At 64.9% G+C, this 18,188-nt stretch carries 18 protein-coding genes and 2 pseudogenes; 9 read left to right on the forward strand and 11 right to left on the reverse strand.

Features of this window, described 5'->3' with window-relative positions; translation table 11 throughout:
• The first annotated feature begins 66 nt into the window (after window positions 1-66).
• The 5 genes from B3E91_RS06615 (at window position 67) to B3E91_RS06635 (ending at window position 6,368) form a co-directional block, all read left to right on the forward strand.
• A complete protein-coding gene (locus tag B3E91_RS06615) occupies window positions 67-2,346 on the forward strand; it encodes a fatty acid cis/trans isomerase (protein WP_287028793.1) in 2,280 nt (759 codons plus the stop codon).
• 181 nt (window positions 2,347-2,527) lie between these two features.
• On the forward strand, window positions 2,528-3,538 hold the full coding sequence (locus B3E91_RS06620; protein WP_287028794.1) for an acyltransferase family protein: 1,011 nt from the start codon (window positions 2,528-2,530) through the stop codon (window positions 3,536-3,538).
• An 83-nt stretch (window positions 3,539-3,621) separates the two neighbouring features.
• Window positions 3,622-4,206 carry a Fe-S biogenesis protein NfuA gene (gene nfuA, locus B3E91_RS06625; protein ID WP_090230489.1) on the forward strand — a complete coding sequence of 195 codons (585 nt, stop codon included), beginning with the start codon at window positions 3,622-3,624 and terminating at the stop codon, window positions 4,204-4,206.
• A gap of 210 nt (window positions 4,207-4,416) precedes the next feature.
• The gene (locus B3E91_RS06630; RefSeq protein ID WP_090230493.1) at window positions 4,417-5,415 is read left to right on the forward strand and encodes a response regulator; all 999 of its coding nucleotides are present in this window, start codon (window positions 4,417-4,419) and stop codon (window positions 5,413-5,415) included.
• 2 nt (window positions 5,416-5,417) lie between these two features.
• Window positions 5,418-6,368 carry a sensor domain-containing diguanylate cyclase gene (locus B3E91_RS06635; protein WP_287028795.1) on the forward strand — a complete coding sequence of 317 codons (951 nt, stop codon included), beginning with the start codon at window positions 5,418-5,420 and terminating at the stop codon, window positions 6,366-6,368.
• A gap of 6 nt (window positions 6,369-6,374) precedes the next feature.
• Here the strand turns inward: B3E91_RS06635 and B3E91_RS06640 are convergent, their stop codons facing one another.
• From B3E91_RS06640 to B3E91_RS06665, 6 genes are all read right to left on the reverse strand, one after another.
• A complete protein-coding gene (locus tag B3E91_RS06640) occupies window positions 6,375-7,487 on the reverse strand; it encodes a DNA topoisomerase IB (protein ID WP_287028796.1) in 1,113 nt (370 codons plus the stop codon).
• Window positions 7,488-7,546: 59 nt separating this feature from the next.
• A complete protein-coding gene (locus B3E91_RS06645; protein ID WP_287028797.1) occupies window positions 7,547-7,735 on the reverse strand; it encodes a hypothetical protein in 189 nt (62 codons plus the stop codon).
• 78 nt (window positions 7,736-7,813) lie between these two features.
• The gene (locus B3E91_RS06650; protein WP_287028798.1) at window positions 7,814-8,506 is read right to left on the reverse strand and encodes a DUF421 domain-containing protein; all 693 of its coding nucleotides are present in this window, start codon (window positions 8,504-8,506) and stop codon (window positions 7,814-7,816) included.
• Between the two features lie 15 nt (window positions 8,507-8,521).
• Complete coding sequence (locus B3E91_RS06655; protein WP_287028799.1) at window positions 8,522-8,812, reverse strand: DUF1652 domain-containing protein; 291 nt, start codon at window positions 8,810-8,812, stop codon at window positions 8,522-8,524.
• Window positions 8,813-8,940: 128 nt separating this feature from the next.
• On the reverse strand, window positions 8,941-9,210 hold the full coding sequence (locus B3E91_RS06660) for a hypothetical protein (protein WP_090230506.1): 270 nt from the start codon (window positions 9,208-9,210) through the stop codon (window positions 8,941-8,943).
• Between the two features lie 156 nt (window positions 9,211-9,366).
• Complete coding sequence (locus B3E91_RS06665) at window positions 9,367-9,630, reverse strand: DUF1652 domain-containing protein (RefSeq protein WP_287028800.1); 264 nt, start codon at window positions 9,628-9,630, stop codon at window positions 9,367-9,369.
• A 197-nt stretch (window positions 9,631-9,827) separates the two neighbouring features.
• Between B3E91_RS06665 and B3E91_RS06670 the strand changes: the two genes are divergently transcribed.
• Entirely contained in the window at window positions 9,828-10,439 is a 612-nt protein-coding gene (locus tag B3E91_RS06670) for a hypothetical protein (RefSeq protein WP_287028801.1), read from the forward strand.
• Between the two features lie 5 nt (window positions 10,440-10,444).
• Here B3E91_RS06670 and B3E91_RS06675 read toward each other — a convergent pair whose 3' ends face one another.
• Window positions 10,445-11,542, reverse strand: a complete 1,098-nt coding sequence (locus B3E91_RS06675) for a GNAT family N-acetyltransferase/peptidase C39 family protein (protein ID WP_287028802.1) — start codon at window positions 11,540-11,542, stop codon at window positions 10,445-10,447.
• A gap of 104 nt (window positions 11,543-11,646) precedes the next feature.
• Between B3E91_RS06675 and B3E91_RS06680 the strand changes: the two genes are divergently transcribed.
• Window positions 11,647-13,161 (forward strand): RimK family protein, encoded by a 1,515-nt coding sequence (locus tag B3E91_RS06680; protein ID WP_287028803.1) that lies wholly within the window; start codon window positions 11,647-11,649, stop codon window positions 13,159-13,161.
• A gap of 54 nt (window positions 13,162-13,215) precedes the next feature.
• Here B3E91_RS06680 and B3E91_RS22220 read toward each other — a convergent pair.
• A pseudogene (locus B3E91_RS22220) lies at window positions 13,216-13,974 on the reverse strand (methyl-accepting chemotaxis protein); the annotation flags it as partial.
• Between the two features lie 144 nt (window positions 13,975-14,118).
• Window positions 14,119-14,850, reverse strand: a pseudogene (locus B3E91_RS22225) (cache domain-containing protein); the annotation flags it as partial.
• A gap of 204 nt (window positions 14,851-15,054) precedes the next feature.
• Here B3E91_RS22225 and B3E91_RS06690 point away from each other — a divergent pair.
• Entirely contained in the window at window positions 15,055-15,885 is an 831-nt protein-coding gene (locus B3E91_RS06690) for an undecaprenyl-diphosphate phosphatase (protein ID WP_287028815.1), read from the forward strand.
• Between the two features lie 23 nt (window positions 15,886-15,908).
• Window positions 15,909-16,580, forward strand: coding sequence for a DUF1294 domain-containing protein (locus B3E91_RS06695; RefSeq protein ID WP_287028805.1), 672 nt, complete (start codon window positions 15,909-15,911; stop codon window positions 16,578-16,580).
• On the opposite strand, the gene B3E91_RS06700 is transcribed toward B3E91_RS06695, so the two are convergent.
• Entirely contained in the window at window positions 16,577-17,758 is a 1,182-nt protein-coding gene (locus B3E91_RS06700) for an MFS transporter (protein ID WP_287028806.1), read from the reverse strand. The two genes, B3E91_RS06695 and B3E91_RS06700, sit on opposite strands and share 4 nt — an antisense overlap.
• 76 nt (window positions 17,759-17,834) lie before the next feature.
• Window positions 17,835-18,188: an MmcQ/YjbR family DNA-binding protein gene (locus B3E91_RS06705; RefSeq protein ID WP_287028807.1), complete on the reverse strand. Its 354-nt coding sequence runs from the start codon at window positions 18,186-18,188 to the stop codon at window positions 17,835-17,837.

Raw genomic sequence — 18,188 nt, forward strand, 5'->3', positions numbered from 1 at the left:
GCGTGATGCCTGGCGGTCGCCGGCCCCGCTAGAATCGCGGCTCATTTTTTTCCGGGAAAACGCTACATGCGCATCCGCTTGCTTCTCGCCGTTTTCCTGGTGATGTCCGCACAGGCGCTGGGCGCCGAGGGCATCTCCTATAGCCGCGACATCCAGCCGATCCTCACGCAGAAGTGCGTGGCCTGCCACACCTGCTACGACGCGCCCTGCCAGTTGAATCTGGGCGGCACCGAGGGCGTCCTGCGCGGGGCCAGCAAGCTGCCGGTGTATGACGGTGAGCGGCGCAAGGCGCAGGAGCCGACGCGGCTTTATCTGGATGCCCGGGGCGAGGCGGCCTGGCGGCGCAGGGACTTCTATTCGGTACTCCACGACCGCGATGGCCAGGCCGCGCTGATGAAGCGAATGCTGGAACTCGGCCGGCAGGAACCGCCAACGCCGAACGCCAAGTTGCCGGCCGACCTGGATATCGGTATCGGCCGCGACAACCAGTGCCCGCTGCCGGAGGAGTTCGACGCCTACGCCAAGCGCTTCGCCCATGCCGGCATGCCGTTCGCCGTCACCGGGCTCAGCGAGCAGGAATACACCACGCTGCAAACCTGGTTGGCGCAGGGCGCGCCGGTGGATCAGCAGGACATGCAGCCGAACCTGAGCGAGGTGGCGCAGATCGCCGACTGGGAACGCCTGCTCAATGCGCCGGGCGCACGCGAGGCGCTAGTGAATCGCTGGCTGTTCGAGCACCTGTTCCTCGCGCACCTGTATTTCGACGATGGCGAAAGCGGGCATTTCTTCCAGTTGGTGCGCTCGCGCACGCCGAGCGGCCAGCCGATCGACCCGATCGCCACGCGGCGGCCGAACGACGATCCGGGCACCGTCTTCTACTACCGCCTGTGGCCGGTCCAGGGCGTGATCGTGCACAAGACGCACATCACCTATCCGCTCAGCGCGCAGAAGCTGGCGCGGGTGCGCCAGCTGTTCTACAGCGGCGACTGGCGGGCCGATGCGGTGCCCGGATACGGCGCGCAGCGACGTGCCAACCCGTTCGAGACCTTCGCCGCGATTCCGCCGCAGGCGCGTTACCAGTTCATGCTGGATAACGCCGAATACTTCGTGCGCACCTTCATCCGCGGGCCGGTGTGCCGCGGGCAGATCGCCACGGACGTGATCCGGGACAATTTCTGGACGACCTTCCAGGCGCCCGAGCACGACCTCTACCTGACCGACGCCCAGTACCGCAAGGAGGCCACGCCGCTGCTGGCGATGCCGGGCCAGTTCGACGAAGTCGGCGACCTGCTCGGCCTCTGGCTCGCCTACCGCGACAAGCGCAACGCCTATGAGCAATTGCGCATGAAGGCCTACGCCAAGGCGCAGCCGGCCGCCTGGGGCGATATCTGGCGCGGTAATGACAACGCGCTGCTGTCGATCTTCCGCCACTTCGACAGCGCGTCGGTGCGCAAGGGGCTCATCGGCGACGTGCCGAAGACCCTCTGGCTGCTCGACTATCCGTTGTTCGAGCGGACCTATTACCAGCTGGTGGTGAACTTCGACGTGTTCGGCAACGTCTCGCACCAGGCCCAGACACGCCTGTACTTCGACCTGATCCGCAATGGCGCCGAGGTGAACTTCCTCCGCCTGCTGCCGGCCGCGGCGCGGCAGGCAGAGCTGGACAGCTGGTACCAGAACAGCGGGCGGTTGAAGATGTGGCTGGATTACCAGGGCATCGACACGCACACGCCGAGCGCGCTGGGCTTGCCGGAAAAGGACGCCAAGCGCGCCTTCGGGCTGGCGCTGGTGGAGCATTTCGCGGCGGTCAATGCATATCCCGACCCGATCAATCGCTGCCGCGACGGACGTTGTTTCCGCCCGCAGGTGGCGCCGGTGCTGCAGCGGGTCGAGCAAGCGCTGAGTCGCCTGGTCAGCCGGCCGGCGAGCGAATTGGAGGTGATCGACGAACTGCCGGAGGCGACCCTGCTGCGGGTCGAGCGGGGCGACGGTCGACGCGAGATCTACACGCTGTTGCGCAACCGCGCGCACAGCAACGTGGCCTTCCTGCTCGGTGAGTCGCTGCGCTACCAGCCCGGCCTCGACACCCTGACGCTGTATCCCGGTGTGCTGACCAGCTACCCGAACTTCATCTTCGACCTCGAGGCGAGCGAGGCCGACGCGTTCGTGGCCGCGCTGGAGCAGGTGCGCGACCCGGCGAGCTTCGAGCGGGCCGTGGAGCGTTGGGGCATCCGGCGCAGCCATCCGGACTTCTGGCACTACTTCCTCGATCTCTCGAACTTCCTGCGCGAGACCGAGCCGGTGGAGGCGGGGATGCTCGACATGAACCGCTACCAGAACCTTTAGCGGGCGCCGCGCCACCGTTCCGCCGGCGGCGGCGACGAATTTTCTGCCCTCGAACGCGGTCGACATCTTGAGAAAAGATGCAGGGCCGCGCCGGGCAGTGGCGGACTTTCCAGACTGCGGCGGGCGAAACAGGCGGTGTATCGCCGGGCGCCGGGAGGGCGTCTCGCACGAGTGACGCGATATGTTGATTTCGCTTCAGGCGCTCAGAGCGGTTGCGGCCTGGATGGTGGTTTGCCACCACGTGATGCAGGTGTTCTTCGACTTCAAGGCAGACAGCCCGATCGGGCAATTCTTCGTGCAGAAGGGCGCCATCGGCGTCGATATCTTCTTCGTCATCAGCGGCTTCGTGATCTACCTGTCCACCGCCGGCAAGGACATCCAGGCTGGGCGTTTCCTGCTCAACCGGATCATGCGCATCGTGCCGGCGTACTGGCTGTACAGCCTGCTGATGGCGGCGATCATTCTCTATGCCCAGCAAATGACGCCGGGGCAGACCTTCGAGCTGCGTCACCTGATCCTCTCGCTGCTTTTCATCCCGGCGGAAAACCCCGGCGGCTACGGGCTCTACCCGACGCTGAACGTCGGCTGGACGCTGAACTACGAAATGTTCTTCTACCTGGTGTTCGCCCTGTCGCTGGTGGCGCCGCAGCGTCTGCGCCCGCTGTTGATCGCCGTCACGCTGGCACTGGTGAGCACCTTGCTGGCACATCAGGACTGGCTGAGCAATTTCTACCGCAACAGCATCCTGTACGAGTTCCTCTTCGGAGTGGCCATCGGCATCGCTTACCGGCGCGGTTGGATCGGCCAAGGCACCTGGCTGCCGTTGCTCATCCTGGCGGCATCGATGGCGCTGGTGCTGCATCTGGATGCTTCGTCGCGGCTGCTCAACTGGGGCGTTCCCAGCGCGTTCATCGTCGTCGCCTGCGTCGCGCTGGAACCCTGGTTCACGCGGGTGAAACCGCTGAAGATGCTCGGCGACTGTTCCTATTCGGTGTACCTGGTGCACGTCATCGTGCTGTCCACCGGCTGGTACCTGTACGAACGCTTCGGCTTCGACGAGTACTGGGTGATCGCCGCGTGCATGCCGGCGATCCTGCTGATTTCCTGGGCCAGTTACCAACTGATCGAGCGCCGGCTGTTTTTCCGCACCCGGCGCTGGCTCGAACCGCAGGCGGCGCGGGCGGATGCCTGAATACTTTCCCGACTAAAAAGCTAGGACTTTATCCGGGCGACCGCTTTGGCGTAGACTGCGTGCATGTATCGCGAGGAATCGACATGAGCGCTATCACCATTACCGACGCCGCCCACGACTATCTGGCCGACCTCCTGGCCAAGCAGAACACCACGGGTATCGGCATCCGCGTGTTCATCACCCAGCCCGGCACGCAATACGCGGAAACCTGCATCGCCTATTGCAAGCCGGGCGAAGAAAAACCCGAAGACACCGCACTGGCGTTGAAGAGCTTCACCGCCTGGATCGACTCGGTGAGCGAAGCCTTCCTGGAAGATGCCGTGGTGGATTACGCCACCGACCGCATGGGCGGCCAGCTGACCATCAAGGCGCCGAACGCGAAAGTGCCGATGGTCAACGAGGACAGCCCGCTCAACGAGCGCATCAACTACTACCTGCAGACCGAGATCAACCCGGGTCTGGCGAGCCACGGCGGCCAGGTGACTCTGGTGGATATCGTCGACGAAGGCGTTGCCGTGCTGCAGTTCGGTGGCGGTTGCCAGGGCTGCGGGCAGGCCGACGTGACCCTCAAGGAGGGCATCGAGAAAACCTTGCTCGAACGCATTCCGCAGCTCAAGGGCGTGCGTGACGTCACCGATCATAGCGTTCGGGAAAACGCGTACTACTGATCGACCCAGCAGTTAAGAAAGCGGCCCTGATGCCGCTTTTTTTTGCCTATCTGCCGGGCCGCCGCCGTGCGACGTGAGGGGGCGTTCACGGCTTTTTTTGGGCGCATGGCTCGACTTCCGTCCGCGCTCGGGCGATAAACGTGTGGCGAAGAGCCGCGACGTTTCATCCCATTGTCGTGATTGAATTTTTGAGCTGCGAGACGGCTGCCTATGTCCCTGATTCCCTTGCTCGTCTGCGACGACTCCAACATGGCGCGCAAGCAGTTGCTGCGCGCCCTGCCAGTGGACTGGGCGGTGTCCGTCACGCAGGCGACCAATGGCCGCGAAGGGCTGGAGGCGATTCGCCGCGGCGAGGGCGAGATCGTCCTGCTCGACCTGACCATGCCGGAAATGGATGGCTATGAAGTGCTCGCCGCGATGCGGGCCGAAGGCCTGTCCAGCCGCGTGATCGTGGTGTCCGGCGACGTTCAGGAGGAAGCGGTACGCCGCGTGATGGCGCTCGGTGCGCTGGCCTTCCTGCGCAAGCCGGCCGATCCGCAGGAGCTGGCCGATACGCTAAAACGCCTCGGCCTGCTGGGCGCGCCGGGCGTGCCTCCAGTCCCGGTGGCGAGCCTTGCCGAAACCACGGTCGGCTTTCGCGATGCCTTCCGCGAGACCGTCAACGTCGCCATGGGCCGTGCGGCGGCGTTGCTGGCGCGGGTGCTCAAGGTGTTCGTGCAGTTGCCGGTGCCCAACGTGAACATCCTCGAAGTCGGCGAACTGCACATGGCGCTGGCCGATGCGCAGCGTGGCGAGCGCCTGACCGCGGTCTGCCAGGGCTACATCGGCGAAGGCATCGCCGGCGAGGCGCTGCTGATCTTCCATGACTCCGAAGTGGCCGACATGGCGCGGCTGATGCGCTGGTCGTCGAGCGAGTACTCGGAGATGGAAATGCTGCTGGACCTCTCCAGCGTGCTGATTGGCGCCTGCCTCAGCGGCATCGCCGAACAGATCGACGTGGTGTTTTCCCAGAGTCATCCGCAGGTTCTCGGTGCCCATGCCGGCCTCGACGACCTCATCCAGGTCAACCAGCGTCGCTGGAAGAAGACCCTGGCGGTGGAGATCAGCTACAGCCTGGAAGGGCACGACATTCACTTCGACCTGCTGCTGCTGTTCACCGAGGATTCGGTGGAGCTGCTGTCGCACAAACTCGCTCACGTGATGAACTGACCATGGCAGAGATCGATCTGGAAGAATTCCATTGGCTGGCGGCCATCGTGCAGGGTATCGATGTCGGCGTGGTGGTGCTGGACCGTGCCTACCGCGTGGAGGTGTGGAACACCTTCATGGAGAACCGTTCCGGGCTGCAGCCCAGCCAGGCCTATCACCGCTCCTTCTTCGAGCTGTTCCCGGAGGTCAACGAGGAGTGGTTCCGCATGAAGGTGGAAAGCGTCGCCACGCTGGGCACGCCGGGTTTCACGGTGTGGGAGCAGCGACCGTACCTGGTGCGCTTCAAGAACTACCAGCCGATCACCGGGCGTGAAGACTTCATGTACCAGAACACCACGCTGCTGCCGTTGCGCTCGGTGAACAGTGAGATCGGCCACATCTGCCTGGTGATCTACGACGTCACCGACGTGGCGATCAACCGACGCCAGTTGCAGGCGGTCAACGCCAAGCTGGAGGGGCTGTCGCGCATCGACCGTCTCACCGGGCTGTTCAACCGCGACCACTGGGACGAATGCCTGCGGCACGAGTTCGCCCGCACCCAGCGCTACGACAGCCCGCTGTCGCTGGTGATGATGGACATCGATCACTTCAAGGCGATCAACGACAGCTTCGGATACCTGGCGGGCGACCAGGTCATCCAGCGCCTGTCGGAGTTGCTCCGCGAGCACATTCGCGATGTCGACATCGCCGGCCGCTACAGCGGCGAGGAGTTCGTCGTGCTGCTGCCGGATACCGGCAAGGACGGCGGCCTGGTGTTCGCGGAACGCCTGCGCACTGCGGTGGAGAGGTTGCGGGTCGAGCATGACGGCCACGTCATCCCGTTCACCATCAGCCTGGGCGTGGCCCAGCCCACTGCGCTCTGCGTCGATCACCACATGCTCATCGAGTGGGCCGACCAGGCGCTGTACAGCTCGAAGAAGGGCGGGCGCAACCAGGTTTCGGTGTACCTGTAGCGCCGCTCAGGCGCAGTCGGCCTTCGATTCGGCGGCGTTCTGCAGGTTCTCCAGAAACTTCATCAGCGCGACTTCCTCCACGCGCAGCCCCTTGCGCGGCCTCGGCTTCTTCAGCTCGGCCAGCGTGCCGTCACCGAAGGCATCGATCACCGCCGGATGGATGTAGCACTTGCGGCAGATGGCCGGGGTGTTGCCGAGCTGGCTGGCGACCGCCTTGACGATTTCCACCACCTGCTTGCGGGGGTCGACCTCGCCGGCGAGCCTGGCGCTTTCGCAGAGGCTTTCCAGGGCGAGCGCGCTGCCGGCCCAGGTGCGGTAGTCCTTGGCAGTGAAGTCTTCGCCAGCGTGGGTCTGCAGGTAGGCGTTGATGTCGGAGGAGGTCACCACATGGCGCTCGCCGTCCTCGTCCAGGTACTGGAAGAGGTGCTGGCCGGGCAGTTCCAGGCAGCGTTTGACGATCCTCGCCAGGCGCGGATGGCTGAGTTTGACGTTGTGTTCGATGCCGCTCTTGCCGCGGAAATGGAAACGAATGGCGGTGCCTTTGACGTCGACGTGGCGGTTGCGCAGCGTGGTCAGGCCGAACGACTTGTTCTCCTTGGCGTAACGGCTGTTGCCGACGCGGATCAGCGTCGAGTCCAGCAGCGAAACGACCGTGGCCATCACTTTGTCGCGGCCCATGCCCGGTTGTGCCAGGTGCTTTTCCAGGGTGGCGCGCAGCTTGGGCAGGGCGCGTCCGAACGCGAGCATGCGCTCGTACTTGTCCGCATCGCGAACCTCGCGCCAGCGCGGATGGTAGCGGTACTGCTTGCGTCCGCGCGCGTCGCGGCCGGTGGCCTGCAGGTGCCCGCTGGGGTTGGGACAGATCCAGACATCGGTATAGGCCGGCGGAATCGCCAGCTTGTTGATCCGGCTGATCTCGCTCTTGTCGCGGATACGCTGGCCGTCGACATCGAAGTAGACGAACTTGCCGCGCAACTTGCGCCGGCTGATGCCGGGCTGCGTATCGTCGACATAGCTGAGGTCGGGCGGAAGCATCGAACAGAGCGGGGTGCCAGTGTCCGCGGACTCGTCCGGCGGCACCGGCAGCCGCCCTTCGGCCAGCGGCGGTATCAGGCGCATACGTACTCCTTGAAGCGAACGCGCTGCGAGGCAGCGAGGGGCTAAGTGCTGCCGGCGACTCAGGCGTCGGAACCGCGATACGGCTCGCCTTCCTTCTCGGCGCTGTTACGCAGAAGCAGGTCGATGGCCATGGCCATTTCGTCGATGGCTTCGCGATAGAGCGCGGGATTGTCCTGGGTTTCCGCCTGGTCGGCGTGTTTGCGGGCGGTGTTGAGGTGCTGAATGATTTCGGAATGGTCGCCGAGCATCGTCTGGTTCCTCTGGTGAGTATCTGCATTGCCTAGAAACAGTGACCCGGTCGCAAAGGCGGCGGTTCAGCCCACCGGTCAGCGCGCCCTCGGGCGGTCGGTCGCCATGGACCAGCGTTTGCGTTCGCAGCGCGGGCAGGGGCCGCCCTGTCCGTAGTCCAGCGACTGGACGAAGCCACAGCGGCAGCAGGCGTAGAGGCCGTTCTGGTGGGCGGTCTCGACGACCACCCGCTCGCTGGGCGGAAGCACTGACAGCCCGTGGCGCGTCTCATCGCTGTCGAAGAAGTACAGGCTCACGTCGCCGTTCACCTCGAGGATGCCCAGGCGCACCTGGCCCAGGTGCTCGACGCCTTGCTGGCGCAGCTCCATGAAGAATTCGTCGTCGGAGATGTTGGTGGCCTCCAGCGTCGGCAGGTCGTACTGGCCATCGCGGATGATCACCATCGGCTTGCCCTCCATCCAGGCGCCGAAGCGCGGGCTGCGCTCCATCGCGTACGTGGTGGCGCGATACAGCACCAGCAGGGTGACGAAGACCATCACGATCGGCAGCAGCGGAACATCGTCGTAGAAGGACACATCGCCCGCCGCCGAGCCCAGGGTGAGGATCACCACCACCTCGAACAGCGACAGCTGGCGCACGCCGCGGCGCCCGGAGATCTTCAGGAAGGCGAACACCGCGAGGTAGGCAAAGCTGGCGCGCAGCGCGACCTCGCCGAGGAACAGCACAGGGAATTCGTCCAGCAGCATGCGTTTGAGGTCGAACGCTTCCATTGCTTCTACCTGGCTTCAGCAGTGTTTGAGGTCCACCTGGAAGGGCATCGACCAGGGATACAGCGCATGCCCGTCCTTGCTCAGCTCCAGCCGCGCCTGTTCGATCAATCCTGCGAAACGGATCGGCTCGCTGTACTGCGAGCGCGCCAGGTGAGCGATGGAGTAGAGGGCTCGGCCGGACTGGTCGCTCACCTTCAGGGAGAAGCTGGCGTCCTCGCGGTCGGCGACGGTCGTGCAGTGGAGCGGGAGGAAGGCCTGATCGATGATGCGTCGGGCTTGGTCGAGGGTGAGGTGCGTGGTACTCATGGTGGTCCTCCCGCCGGCGGTGGCTGAGGGATAGACCGGAGCAGCGCTCCCGGAGTTCGTCACGGGGCCTGCGGCACGCTGTCGGCACGCGGATACGAAAAGGCCCGGCGATTGCCGGGCCTTTCGGTTTACTCGGGCATGCTCCACGGGGAGAGCCTGAAGCCTTCCTGGCTCAGCTCCTGCCGCGCCTGCTGGAGGATTTCCGCCAGTTGCTGCGGATCGCAATAGGTCGTGCGGGAAATCTTCGAGCGACCGAGGACCCGGGTGCAGGTCCTGTCGACGACGCTCAGGCTCAGTTCACCACTGCCTTCCAGCGGAGCCCAGGCGACGCATTCGAATGGTTGGAAAGCGCGGCCGGCGATCAAAAGTGCTTCGTTGACACGGAGCGGGGCATTCATGGGGGCGGTCTCTTAAAAGTGCCTAAATGGAGGGGCCTGGTACGGTCACTTGCAGCAGGCTCGGTCATTTCATTGATGTCGGTGTTAAGCTGGAAGTCACGGGATGTCGACAATCGGAAAGCAAATGTCGCGTCTAGGGATTTTTTGCGGGGTTTCCTATTCGGTTCTGCGGGTGAACGGGTTGTTCGGATGAATCACTTCAAGGTCGGTTTCCAGCGCCTGGATCAGTCGGTCGATCTCCTTGTGGGTGAGCTTGGTGTTGCAGCGGATTCCAGTGACGGTCAGCAAGGGGGCAGCGGTCAGTGGGTCCAGCACCCGGACCAGAAGGCTGTCCGGCGTCTCGAAGGAAACTTCCAGACCCAGGGGTCTGAAGTGGCGCCGCATCAGTTCCAGCGCCTGGGGCAGGGTGAGCCTGTTCAACCATGGGGTCCTACTTGCAACGCAGAGATGCGAACCCGGCATGGGTTCGAATGGATGAGGCGAAACTAGCACCCCGCCAGCGACGGCTCCTTGACCCGCGGCAGCTGAATTCCGCCGTGGCGTGAATCCGATGAACGTACGAAGAGCCGCACGACCCTGTGCTGTCCACCGTGGGTACCCACGCGATGGAGAAGAAGATGCACACGATCAGATTCCCGCTACTTGTCCTGGCCACCGTCATTCCCCTCGTCAGTCACGCGGGCGCCGGTTTGAGCCTGGAAGACCAGCGTCGCCAGAGCGGCGAGCAGATGGAAAACAACCGCCAGCAGGTGGGCGACAACCTCAACCAGATTCGTACCCCGGCCGATCAGGCGGCGCCGGGCACGGCCAACTCCGCCAACGGCACCTCGACTAACGGCAATTCGGTGAACAGCGGCAACGGCACCCCCACGACCACCGGCCAGCAGCGCTCCACCACCGAGCCCGGCACGCCCACCACCGGCCAGCAGCGTTCGACCGTCGCGCCGGGCACGCCCACCACCGGCCAGGAGCGTTCCACGGTCGCGCCGGGTACGCCAACCACTACGAGCCCGGGCAACACCGACGGCACGCTCAACCAGAACGGCGCGAACCCGAGCAATTCCAGCGGCGCGGGCACCAGTGGTACCGGCAGCAACAACGGTGGAGCACCCATGGGCGGAAGCGGCGGTAACTCCGGCTCCGGCTCTGGCTTCGGTTCGGGTTCAGGCGCCGGCGGTTCCGGGGGCTCGGGTGGAGCAGGCGCAGGCGGCGGTGGCGGCGGTAGCTGAAACGCTCACTGGCGTGGATAGACGATCACGGCCGCGCGCAGCTTGCGCCGGCCGAACCGGCTCATCTTGTCGAATTCGGCGTGGCTGACCGGCACGTGCTGGCAGTCCATCTGCCGGCGATGGATGCTGTGGTCCACGTCCGGGTCGTGCAGGTAGATGAAGTCCTCGTCGCAGTCGGTGACGATCACCCAGTGCGGCGCTTTGGAGCGCGTCAGCCGATAGCTGCTGATCAGCACCAGCGGTTGTCCGCCGGCGGCGAGCGCGGCCGGAATGTCCAGCGGCCCGCGTTTTAGCGACTGCACGTCGCTCTGCTCCAGCTCGGCGCAGAAGTCTTCATGCACCACGCGCATCACCGCGCGTTTCTCCTCGCTGCGCACGCCGTCGAGGAACAGCGGCCCACTGACGCTCACCATCAGGCTGACGCGGAACCCGCGTCGCCAGGCGGCCAGCGCGAGGCCATGGGGGCCGCAGCCACCGTGCCCGGCGGTCATGTAGATGGTGGTCGCCTCGCGCCACAGGCGCAGTTCCTCGCGGCGCGTCATGCGGAAGTCGCGATCCAGCGCTGCCATGGCCATCAGCAACGATGCCGGGCCACAAGTGAATTCGGTGGTCTGCCGATAGTAGGGCGAGCGCTTGCGCCGACCCTGGCTGAGTTGGCGAATGCGCTTCTCGTAGCGCAGCGCTTCGGTGTGGTCTTCGTAGTAGTCGCTGAGGCGGGCGAAGGGCAGGTAGCCGTTGCGTTCGTAGAGGGCGATGGCGGCGCCGTTGTCCGGGCGCACCTCCAGGCGCAGGAAGGCGCAGTCGTTTTCCAGCGCGGCCTGTTCCGCCGCCTCCAGAAGCCGTTGTCCGAGGCCGCGGCCGCGCGCCTGTGGATCGCTGGCGATGGAGTACAGGCGCGCCAGCGAGGTGCCCTGGTGGAACAGCACCAGCGCGTAGCCGAGGAGGCCCCCGTCTTCCTCGGCGAGCGTCAGCCGGGCGTTGGCCCGCGTGATCATCCAGTGGAAATTCCGCCGCGAGAGACGGTCGTGATCGAAGCAGCGGTTTTCCAGTTCCACCAGGGCGGCGATGTCTTCGGCCGTGGCGAGGCGTAGGGCGGCTTTCATCGATAAGGAGTTTCCAGTACGGGCGAACGCGATGTTTGTCTCGCATGTCCTAGCACAGACAGGCGGGGGCGCCTTTTGCTCCCGGCATATGAGCGGGAGCGATCGTGAGCAGACTCGTCATTGTGGTCGAGCGCAAGGAGGATTGGACCTCCTACTATCCAAGCGAAGATGTCATCAGTGTCCAGGAGTATCTGGAACAACCCAACGACGATGCCAGCGGCAAACGGGTTCAGGTGATCAACCTGTGCCGCAACTACAAGTACCTCGGCCACGGCTACTACTGCTCGCTGCTGGCCGAGGCCCGCGGGCACCGGGTGATCCCCAGCGTGCGCACCATCAGCGAGCTGGCGCGCAAAGCGCTTTACAGCCTGGCGCTGGAATACCTCGACAAGTCCCTCGACAGAGCGCTGGCCGACCACCCGTTCGGCAGCACCGACGGCTTCACCCTCACGCTGTATTTCGGCCGTACCGAGATCGAACCGTTGCAGGAACTGGCGCGCCAGCTGTTCGAGGCGTTTCCCTGTCCGCTGTTGCTGGTGGAATTCCGCCGCAACGACAGTTGGCACATCACCGGGATCAAGCCCGGTAGCCTGCACAAGCTGCGCGACGACCAGGAGGACCACTTCGCCAACGTCCTCGACGCCTTCAACCGCAAGATCTGGCGACGCCCACGTTCACGCCGTCTGGTGCGCTTCGACCTGGCCATCCTGCAGGACCCGGACGAAGCCTTCCCGCCGTCCAATCGCAAGGCGCTGAAGAACTTCATCCGCGTCGGCAAGCGCCTCGGCATCGAGGTGGACCTGATCGAGAAGAAGGACTTCTCCCGCCTGGCCGAGTACGACGCGCTGTTCATCCGCGAAACCACCAGCGTCAGCGACCACACCTACCGCTTCGCCAAACGCGCCGAAAGCGAGGGGCTGGTGGTGCTGGACGATCCCGCGTCCATCCTGCGCTGCACCAACAAGGTGTACCTCACGGACTTGCTGCGCGCCCACAAGCTGGGCATGCCGGCCACGGAAATACTCTACAAGGACCGCCCGCACGAACTGGACAACCTGGGCGACCGGCTGGGCTTCCCACTGGTGCTGAAGATCCCCGACGGCAGTTTTTCCCGTGGGGTGATCAAGGTCGAGGATCAGCAGGCGCTGCTCAAGGTGACCGCCGAGCTGTTCGAGCGCTCGGTGCTGCTGCTGGCGCAGGAGTTCTTCTACACCGAGTACGACTGGCGCATCGGCATGCTCAATCACAAGCCGATCTTTGCCTGCAAATACTTCATGTCCAAGGGCCACTGGCAGATCTACGACCACCGCCCGGACGCCCAGGAAGTCAGTGGCGACTTCCAGACGCTGCCGGTGGAGGAGGTGCCGCGCGAGGTGCTGGAGCTGGCGACCACCACCGCCAACCTGATCGGCGACGGGCTCTACGGGGTGGACCTGAAGCAGGCGGGCGACAAGGTGGTGGTCATCGAGGTCAACGACAACCCGAACATCGACGCCGGCATCGAGGACGTGCACCTGCAGGACGAACTCTATGCCGCGGTGCTGCTGGAATTCGTCCGTCGCCTGGAGCTCAAGCGCAAGGGCCAACCCTGGTCGGAAAACCAGGAAGGTGTGATCTAGGGCGTCGCCGTGAGCGCGTTGGCGCTCACGGCAGCGGACCGGCGTCGACGCCGGTCAGACGCGGAACTGGCCAAGCAGGCGTCCCAGTTGGTCGGCGAGCTGACCGAGGTTCTTGCTCGCGCTGCTGGTCTCTTCGGCGGACAGTGCGCTGGTGTGCGCCAGGCTCGCGGCTTCGGTGACGTTGCGGTTGATGTCCTCCACCACATGCGATTGCTGCAGTGTGGCGCTGGCGATGGAGGCGTTGGCGCCGGCGAGGTTGCGCATCGACTGGGCGATCAGTTGCAGGCTCTCGCTGGCCTGGCTGGCCTGGTCTACGGTCAGTTGCGAGGCCTCGCTGCTTTCGTGGATGACCTTCACCGCGGCGCCGGAGTTGGTTTGCAGTCGTTCGATCATGCCCTGGATCTCCGCTGTCGATTGCTGCGTGCGCTGGGCCAGCAGGCGCACTTCGTCGGCCACCACGGCGAAGCCGCGACCCTGTTCGCCGGCGCGGGCCGATTCGATGGCGGCGTTGAGCGCGAGGAGGTTGGTTTGCTCGGCGATGGCCCGGATCACCTCCAGAACCTTGCCGATCTGCGAGCTTTCCTGGGCCAGCGCCTGGATCACCTGCACGGCCTGGCCGATGGTGCCGGACAGCTGGTCGATCTGGCGCAGGCTGTTGTCGATGTTCTGCTGGCCCTGGTTGGCCTGCTCCTCGGCGTTGCGCACTTCGTTGGCCGCTTCCTCGGCGCTTTTCGCCACGTCCTGCACGCCATAGGTGACTTCGTTGATCGCGGTGGCGACCAGCTCCATCTGCTGCGACTGCTGCTGGCTGGTCTGGTAGCCCTGGTTGGCCACGCCATCCAGCGAGCGCGCGGCTTCGTCCAGCGAGCGCGAGGCGGCGAGCGATTCGCCGATGACCTGGCGCAGCTTGAGGGTAAAGGCGTTGAAGTGCCTGGACATCTGCGCCAGCTCGTCGTTGCCCTGGGTATCGAGGCTGCGCGTGAGGTCCGCCTCGCCGCTGGCGATGTTGGCCATGGCGCCGACCGCGGCGTTCAGCGGCACCACGATGCTGCGTGCGATCAGCATCACCAGCAGGGTCATCACCACGGCGATGCCGAGGCCGATCAGCGACGCGTGCAGCGCCTGGCCGTAGAACTGGGCCTGCATGTCGTCGATGTAGATGCCGGTGCCGAGCACCCAGCCCCAGGGCTCGAACAGCTGGATGTAGGACACCTTGGGGACCGGTTCGGCGCTGCCCGCCTTCGGCCAGCGGTAGTCCACCATGCCGCCGCCCTGCTTGCGCGCGAGGGCGACCATTTCGTTGAACAGCTCCTTGCCGTCCGGGTCCTTGATCGTCGAGAGGTTCTGGCCTTCGAGCTTCTGGTTGACCGGATGCATGATCATCTTCGGCCCGAGGTCGTTGATCCAGAAGTACTCGGTCTTGTCGTAGCGCAGGCTGCGGATCATCGCGGCGGCCTGCGTCTGGGCCTGCTCGCGGGTCAGGGTGCCTGCAACCTCCTGGTCATGGAAGTTCTGCAGGATGGCGCTGGCGCTCTGCACCAGATGACGGGTCTTCTCGACTTTCCCCTCGTAAAGGTCGTTGTGGATCTGTTGCAGCATGAACACGCCGAGCGCCACCAGCATGGCGACAGCAACCGCGAGAATCAGCATCAGCCGGCGGCTGATGGGCAAACTTCGGAGACTGCGCATGGTGAAGCCCTCGATATTGTTGTTATTGCTCTAGCGTGGGAACTGTAGCGGTTCCACAACTGTCCGAAACCCGGTTTGCCAGCCTTTAGCCAGCTTCTGATAGCATTTCGGCAAAGCGCGGGCAAACCTGAGCGTGGGGCGGTTATGTCGCACCCCCTGCGCACCGAGCCGTATGCGTTTTTAAACCTGGGAACTGGGGGAATGATGGATCTTTGGAGCGCCTTTCAGGCACTGGTTCTGGGTATTGTCGAAGGGCTGACCGAATTCCTGCCGATCTCCAGCACGGGCCACCTGATCGTGGTTGGCGACCTGCTGGAGTTCAACGGCGACCGATCCACCGCGTTCAAGATCATCATCCAGCTGGGCGCGATCCTGGCGGTGATGTGGGAGTTTCGCAGCCGCGTCATCGACGTGGTGGTCGGGCTGCCGACGCAACGTCGCGCGCAACGTTTCACGCTGAATCTGCTGATCGCCTTCATTCCGGCGGTGATCCTCGGCCTGCTGTTCGCCGACCTTATCGAACACTGGCTGTTCAACCCGATTACCGTCGCTACCGCGCTGATCATCGGCGGTGTGGTGATGATCTGGGCCGAGCAGCGCGAGCATACGATTCGTGCCGAAACGGTCGACGACATGGACTGGAAGCTGGCCCTGAAGGTCGGTTTCGCCCAGTGCCTGGCGCTCATTCCGGGCACCTCGCGCTCCGGCTCGACGATCATCGGCGGCCTGCTGTTCGGTCTCTCGCGCAAGGCCGCCGCGGAGTTCTCGTTCTTCCTGGCGATGCCGACGATGGTCGCGGCGACGGTCTATTCGCTCTTCAAGTACCGCGAGATCCTCCACCTCAGCGATCTTCCGGTATTCGCCATCGGCTTCGTCTCCACCTTCATCGTGGCGATGATCACCGTGCGCGCGTTGCTCAAATTCATCGCCAACCACAGCTACGCGGCGTTCGGCTGGTACCGGATCGCCTTCGGCCTGGTGATTCTGGCGACCTGGCAGTTCGGCTGGATCGACTGGAGCACGGCCCAGGGCTGAGGCGATTCGCAGGGACGCGAACGATGGAGCTGCGCGGCACCTTGAAAAGCTGGAACGACGAGAAGGGCTTCGGCTTCATCGTTCCGCAGGCGGGCGGGTCCCAGGTCTTCGTGCATGTCTCGGCGATGCGCGGCGAGCGTCGCCCACGGCCCGGCGACACCGTGCTTTATACGATGTCCAGTGAGCCGGGCGAACGTCCGCGCGCCGGCCATGCACGGTTGCCGGGCCTGTCGCTGGACGATCCGGCGATCCGCCAGAAACCACGCGACACCGCCAGGCCCGCCACCCGCCACAGCGCCTCCCCGGCACGCACGCCGCGCAGGCCACTCCATCTGCCACTGAAACTGACGCTCTTCGCGCTGCTGTGCCTGTTGCCGGCAGGCGGCGTCGCGCAGTTGGCCTGGCGCGGAAGCTTCTGGCCGGCGGCCGCCTATCTGCTGCCCAGTGTGCTCGCCTTTCTGCTCTACGGGATCGACAAGCGCTGCGCGCTGTCCGGCGGCCGGCGCACGCCGGAAAACACCCTTCACCTGATCGAGCTGTTGGGCGGCTGGCCGGGCGCGCTGATCGCCCAGCAGGTGTTTCGCCACAAGACGCGAAAGCTTTCCTACCAGCTGCTTTTCTGGCTGATCGTGCTGCTGCACCAGGCGTTCTGGATCGATTGGCTGTTGCTTGGCCGGCGCTTCATTCCGTTCTAGCGGCGCTCGGCCTGGCGGTACATCCACAGGCTGAGCAGCAGGCCGGCGAGTGCCATCAGCGCGGCACTGAAGAAGATGCTGGCGAAGCCCAGGCCATTGGCGATGGCGCCCATCAGCGGGCCGGCGATGCCCAGCGCGATGTCGAAGAACACCGCGTAGGCACCCAGCGCCGAGCTGCGGCTGGAGGCGGGTATCCGCGAGATCGCCTCGACTCCCAGAGCCGGATACACCAGCGACAGGCCGAAACCGGTCAGCGCCGCGCCGCACAGCGCCAGCCAGGGCTGATGGGCGAAACCGAGCAGCAGCAAACCCAGGCATTCCACGCCGAGACAGGCGATCGCCACGCGATAGCCGCCCAGTCGTTTGATCGCGCCGCCGAACAGCAGTCGTGCACCGATGAACGAGGCGCCGAATGCCGTGAGGCAGTAGGCGGCGCCGCTCCAGCCCAGGCTGGCGTAGTACAGGGTGATGAAGGTGCCGATGGTGCCGAAGCCGATCGAGCCCAGCGCGAGCCCCAGCCCGTTGGGTGCGATCTGCCAGAGCACCCGGCGAAACGGCAGGCGCTCGCCGGGAACGATGGGCGCTGGCGGCCGGTTCCAGGCCAGGCCCAGGGCGACGACGCCCAGCAGGGTGATCGAGGCGCCCATGCTCCACAGGCCCAGCGCACCGACCATCAACACCCCGAGCGGTGCGCCGATCGCCACTGCGCCATAGGCGGCGATACCGTTCCAGGAAATCACCCGTGCGGTGTTGTCCGCTCCGACGCGGCCGATGCCCCAACTGATCGCGCCGGTGCCCACCAGGCCTTGCGAAATGCCCAGCACCACGCGGCCGGCGAGCAGCAGGCCCAGGCTGGCGGACGGCCAGGCCTGGATCGAGGTGGATATCAGCGTAAGGATGCCGCTCAGGGTGCAGCCGACGAGGCCGAACATCACGGCCTTCTTCGCGCCCAGGCGGTCGGCCGTGGCGCCGGCCAGCGGTCGGGAGAGCAGGGTGGCGAGGTACTGGCTGCTGATCACCACGCCCGCCAGCACCGAGCCATATGCCAGGTCGTCGTGTACGTAGCCAGGCAGAACGGCCAGTGGAATGCCGATGCTGAGGAAGGCGATGAAGGTGAAGAAGACGATGCTGATGATTTGCAGCGTGATCGGTGGAGAAGGCTGCGCGGGCGGGCTCATGGACACTCGAAGCGGTGGCAGAACAGGTTCGCCATGATCGCCTGTCCCCGGTAATTAAGAAAGCTAGCTAAGCAATTCACTCGTCGTCCAGCAGTAGCCCGATCCGCTTGCGCTTTGGCAGGCGCGCCACCACAAGTTGGTGGGAACGGCGCAGCAGGAGGGACAGTTCGGCATCGCCCAGCGGGTAGGGCGGCGCCATGGCGATCCAGTGGGCGCGGGCCAGATAAGGCGCCGGGCGAATGCCGGGACGGTCGCAGAAGCCGAGGAACAGGTCGGCGTCGACCTTGAAGGCGAGGCGTTCGCCGAGGAAATCGACGATGGCGAACATCTTGTTGCCGGCGACCGAGAAGACCCGATTATGGCCCCACTTGAGGTCTTCCCGGGCGCCCGGCAACTGCAGGCAGAAGGCGGCGACGGCATCCGGTGACAT

The organism is Pseudomonas sp. UBA6310, from assembly GCF_002438225.1.
Classification (GTDB): domain Bacteria; phylum Pseudomonadota; class Gammaproteobacteria; order Pseudomonadales; family Pseudomonadaceae; genus Pseudomonas_O; species Pseudomonas_O kuykendallii.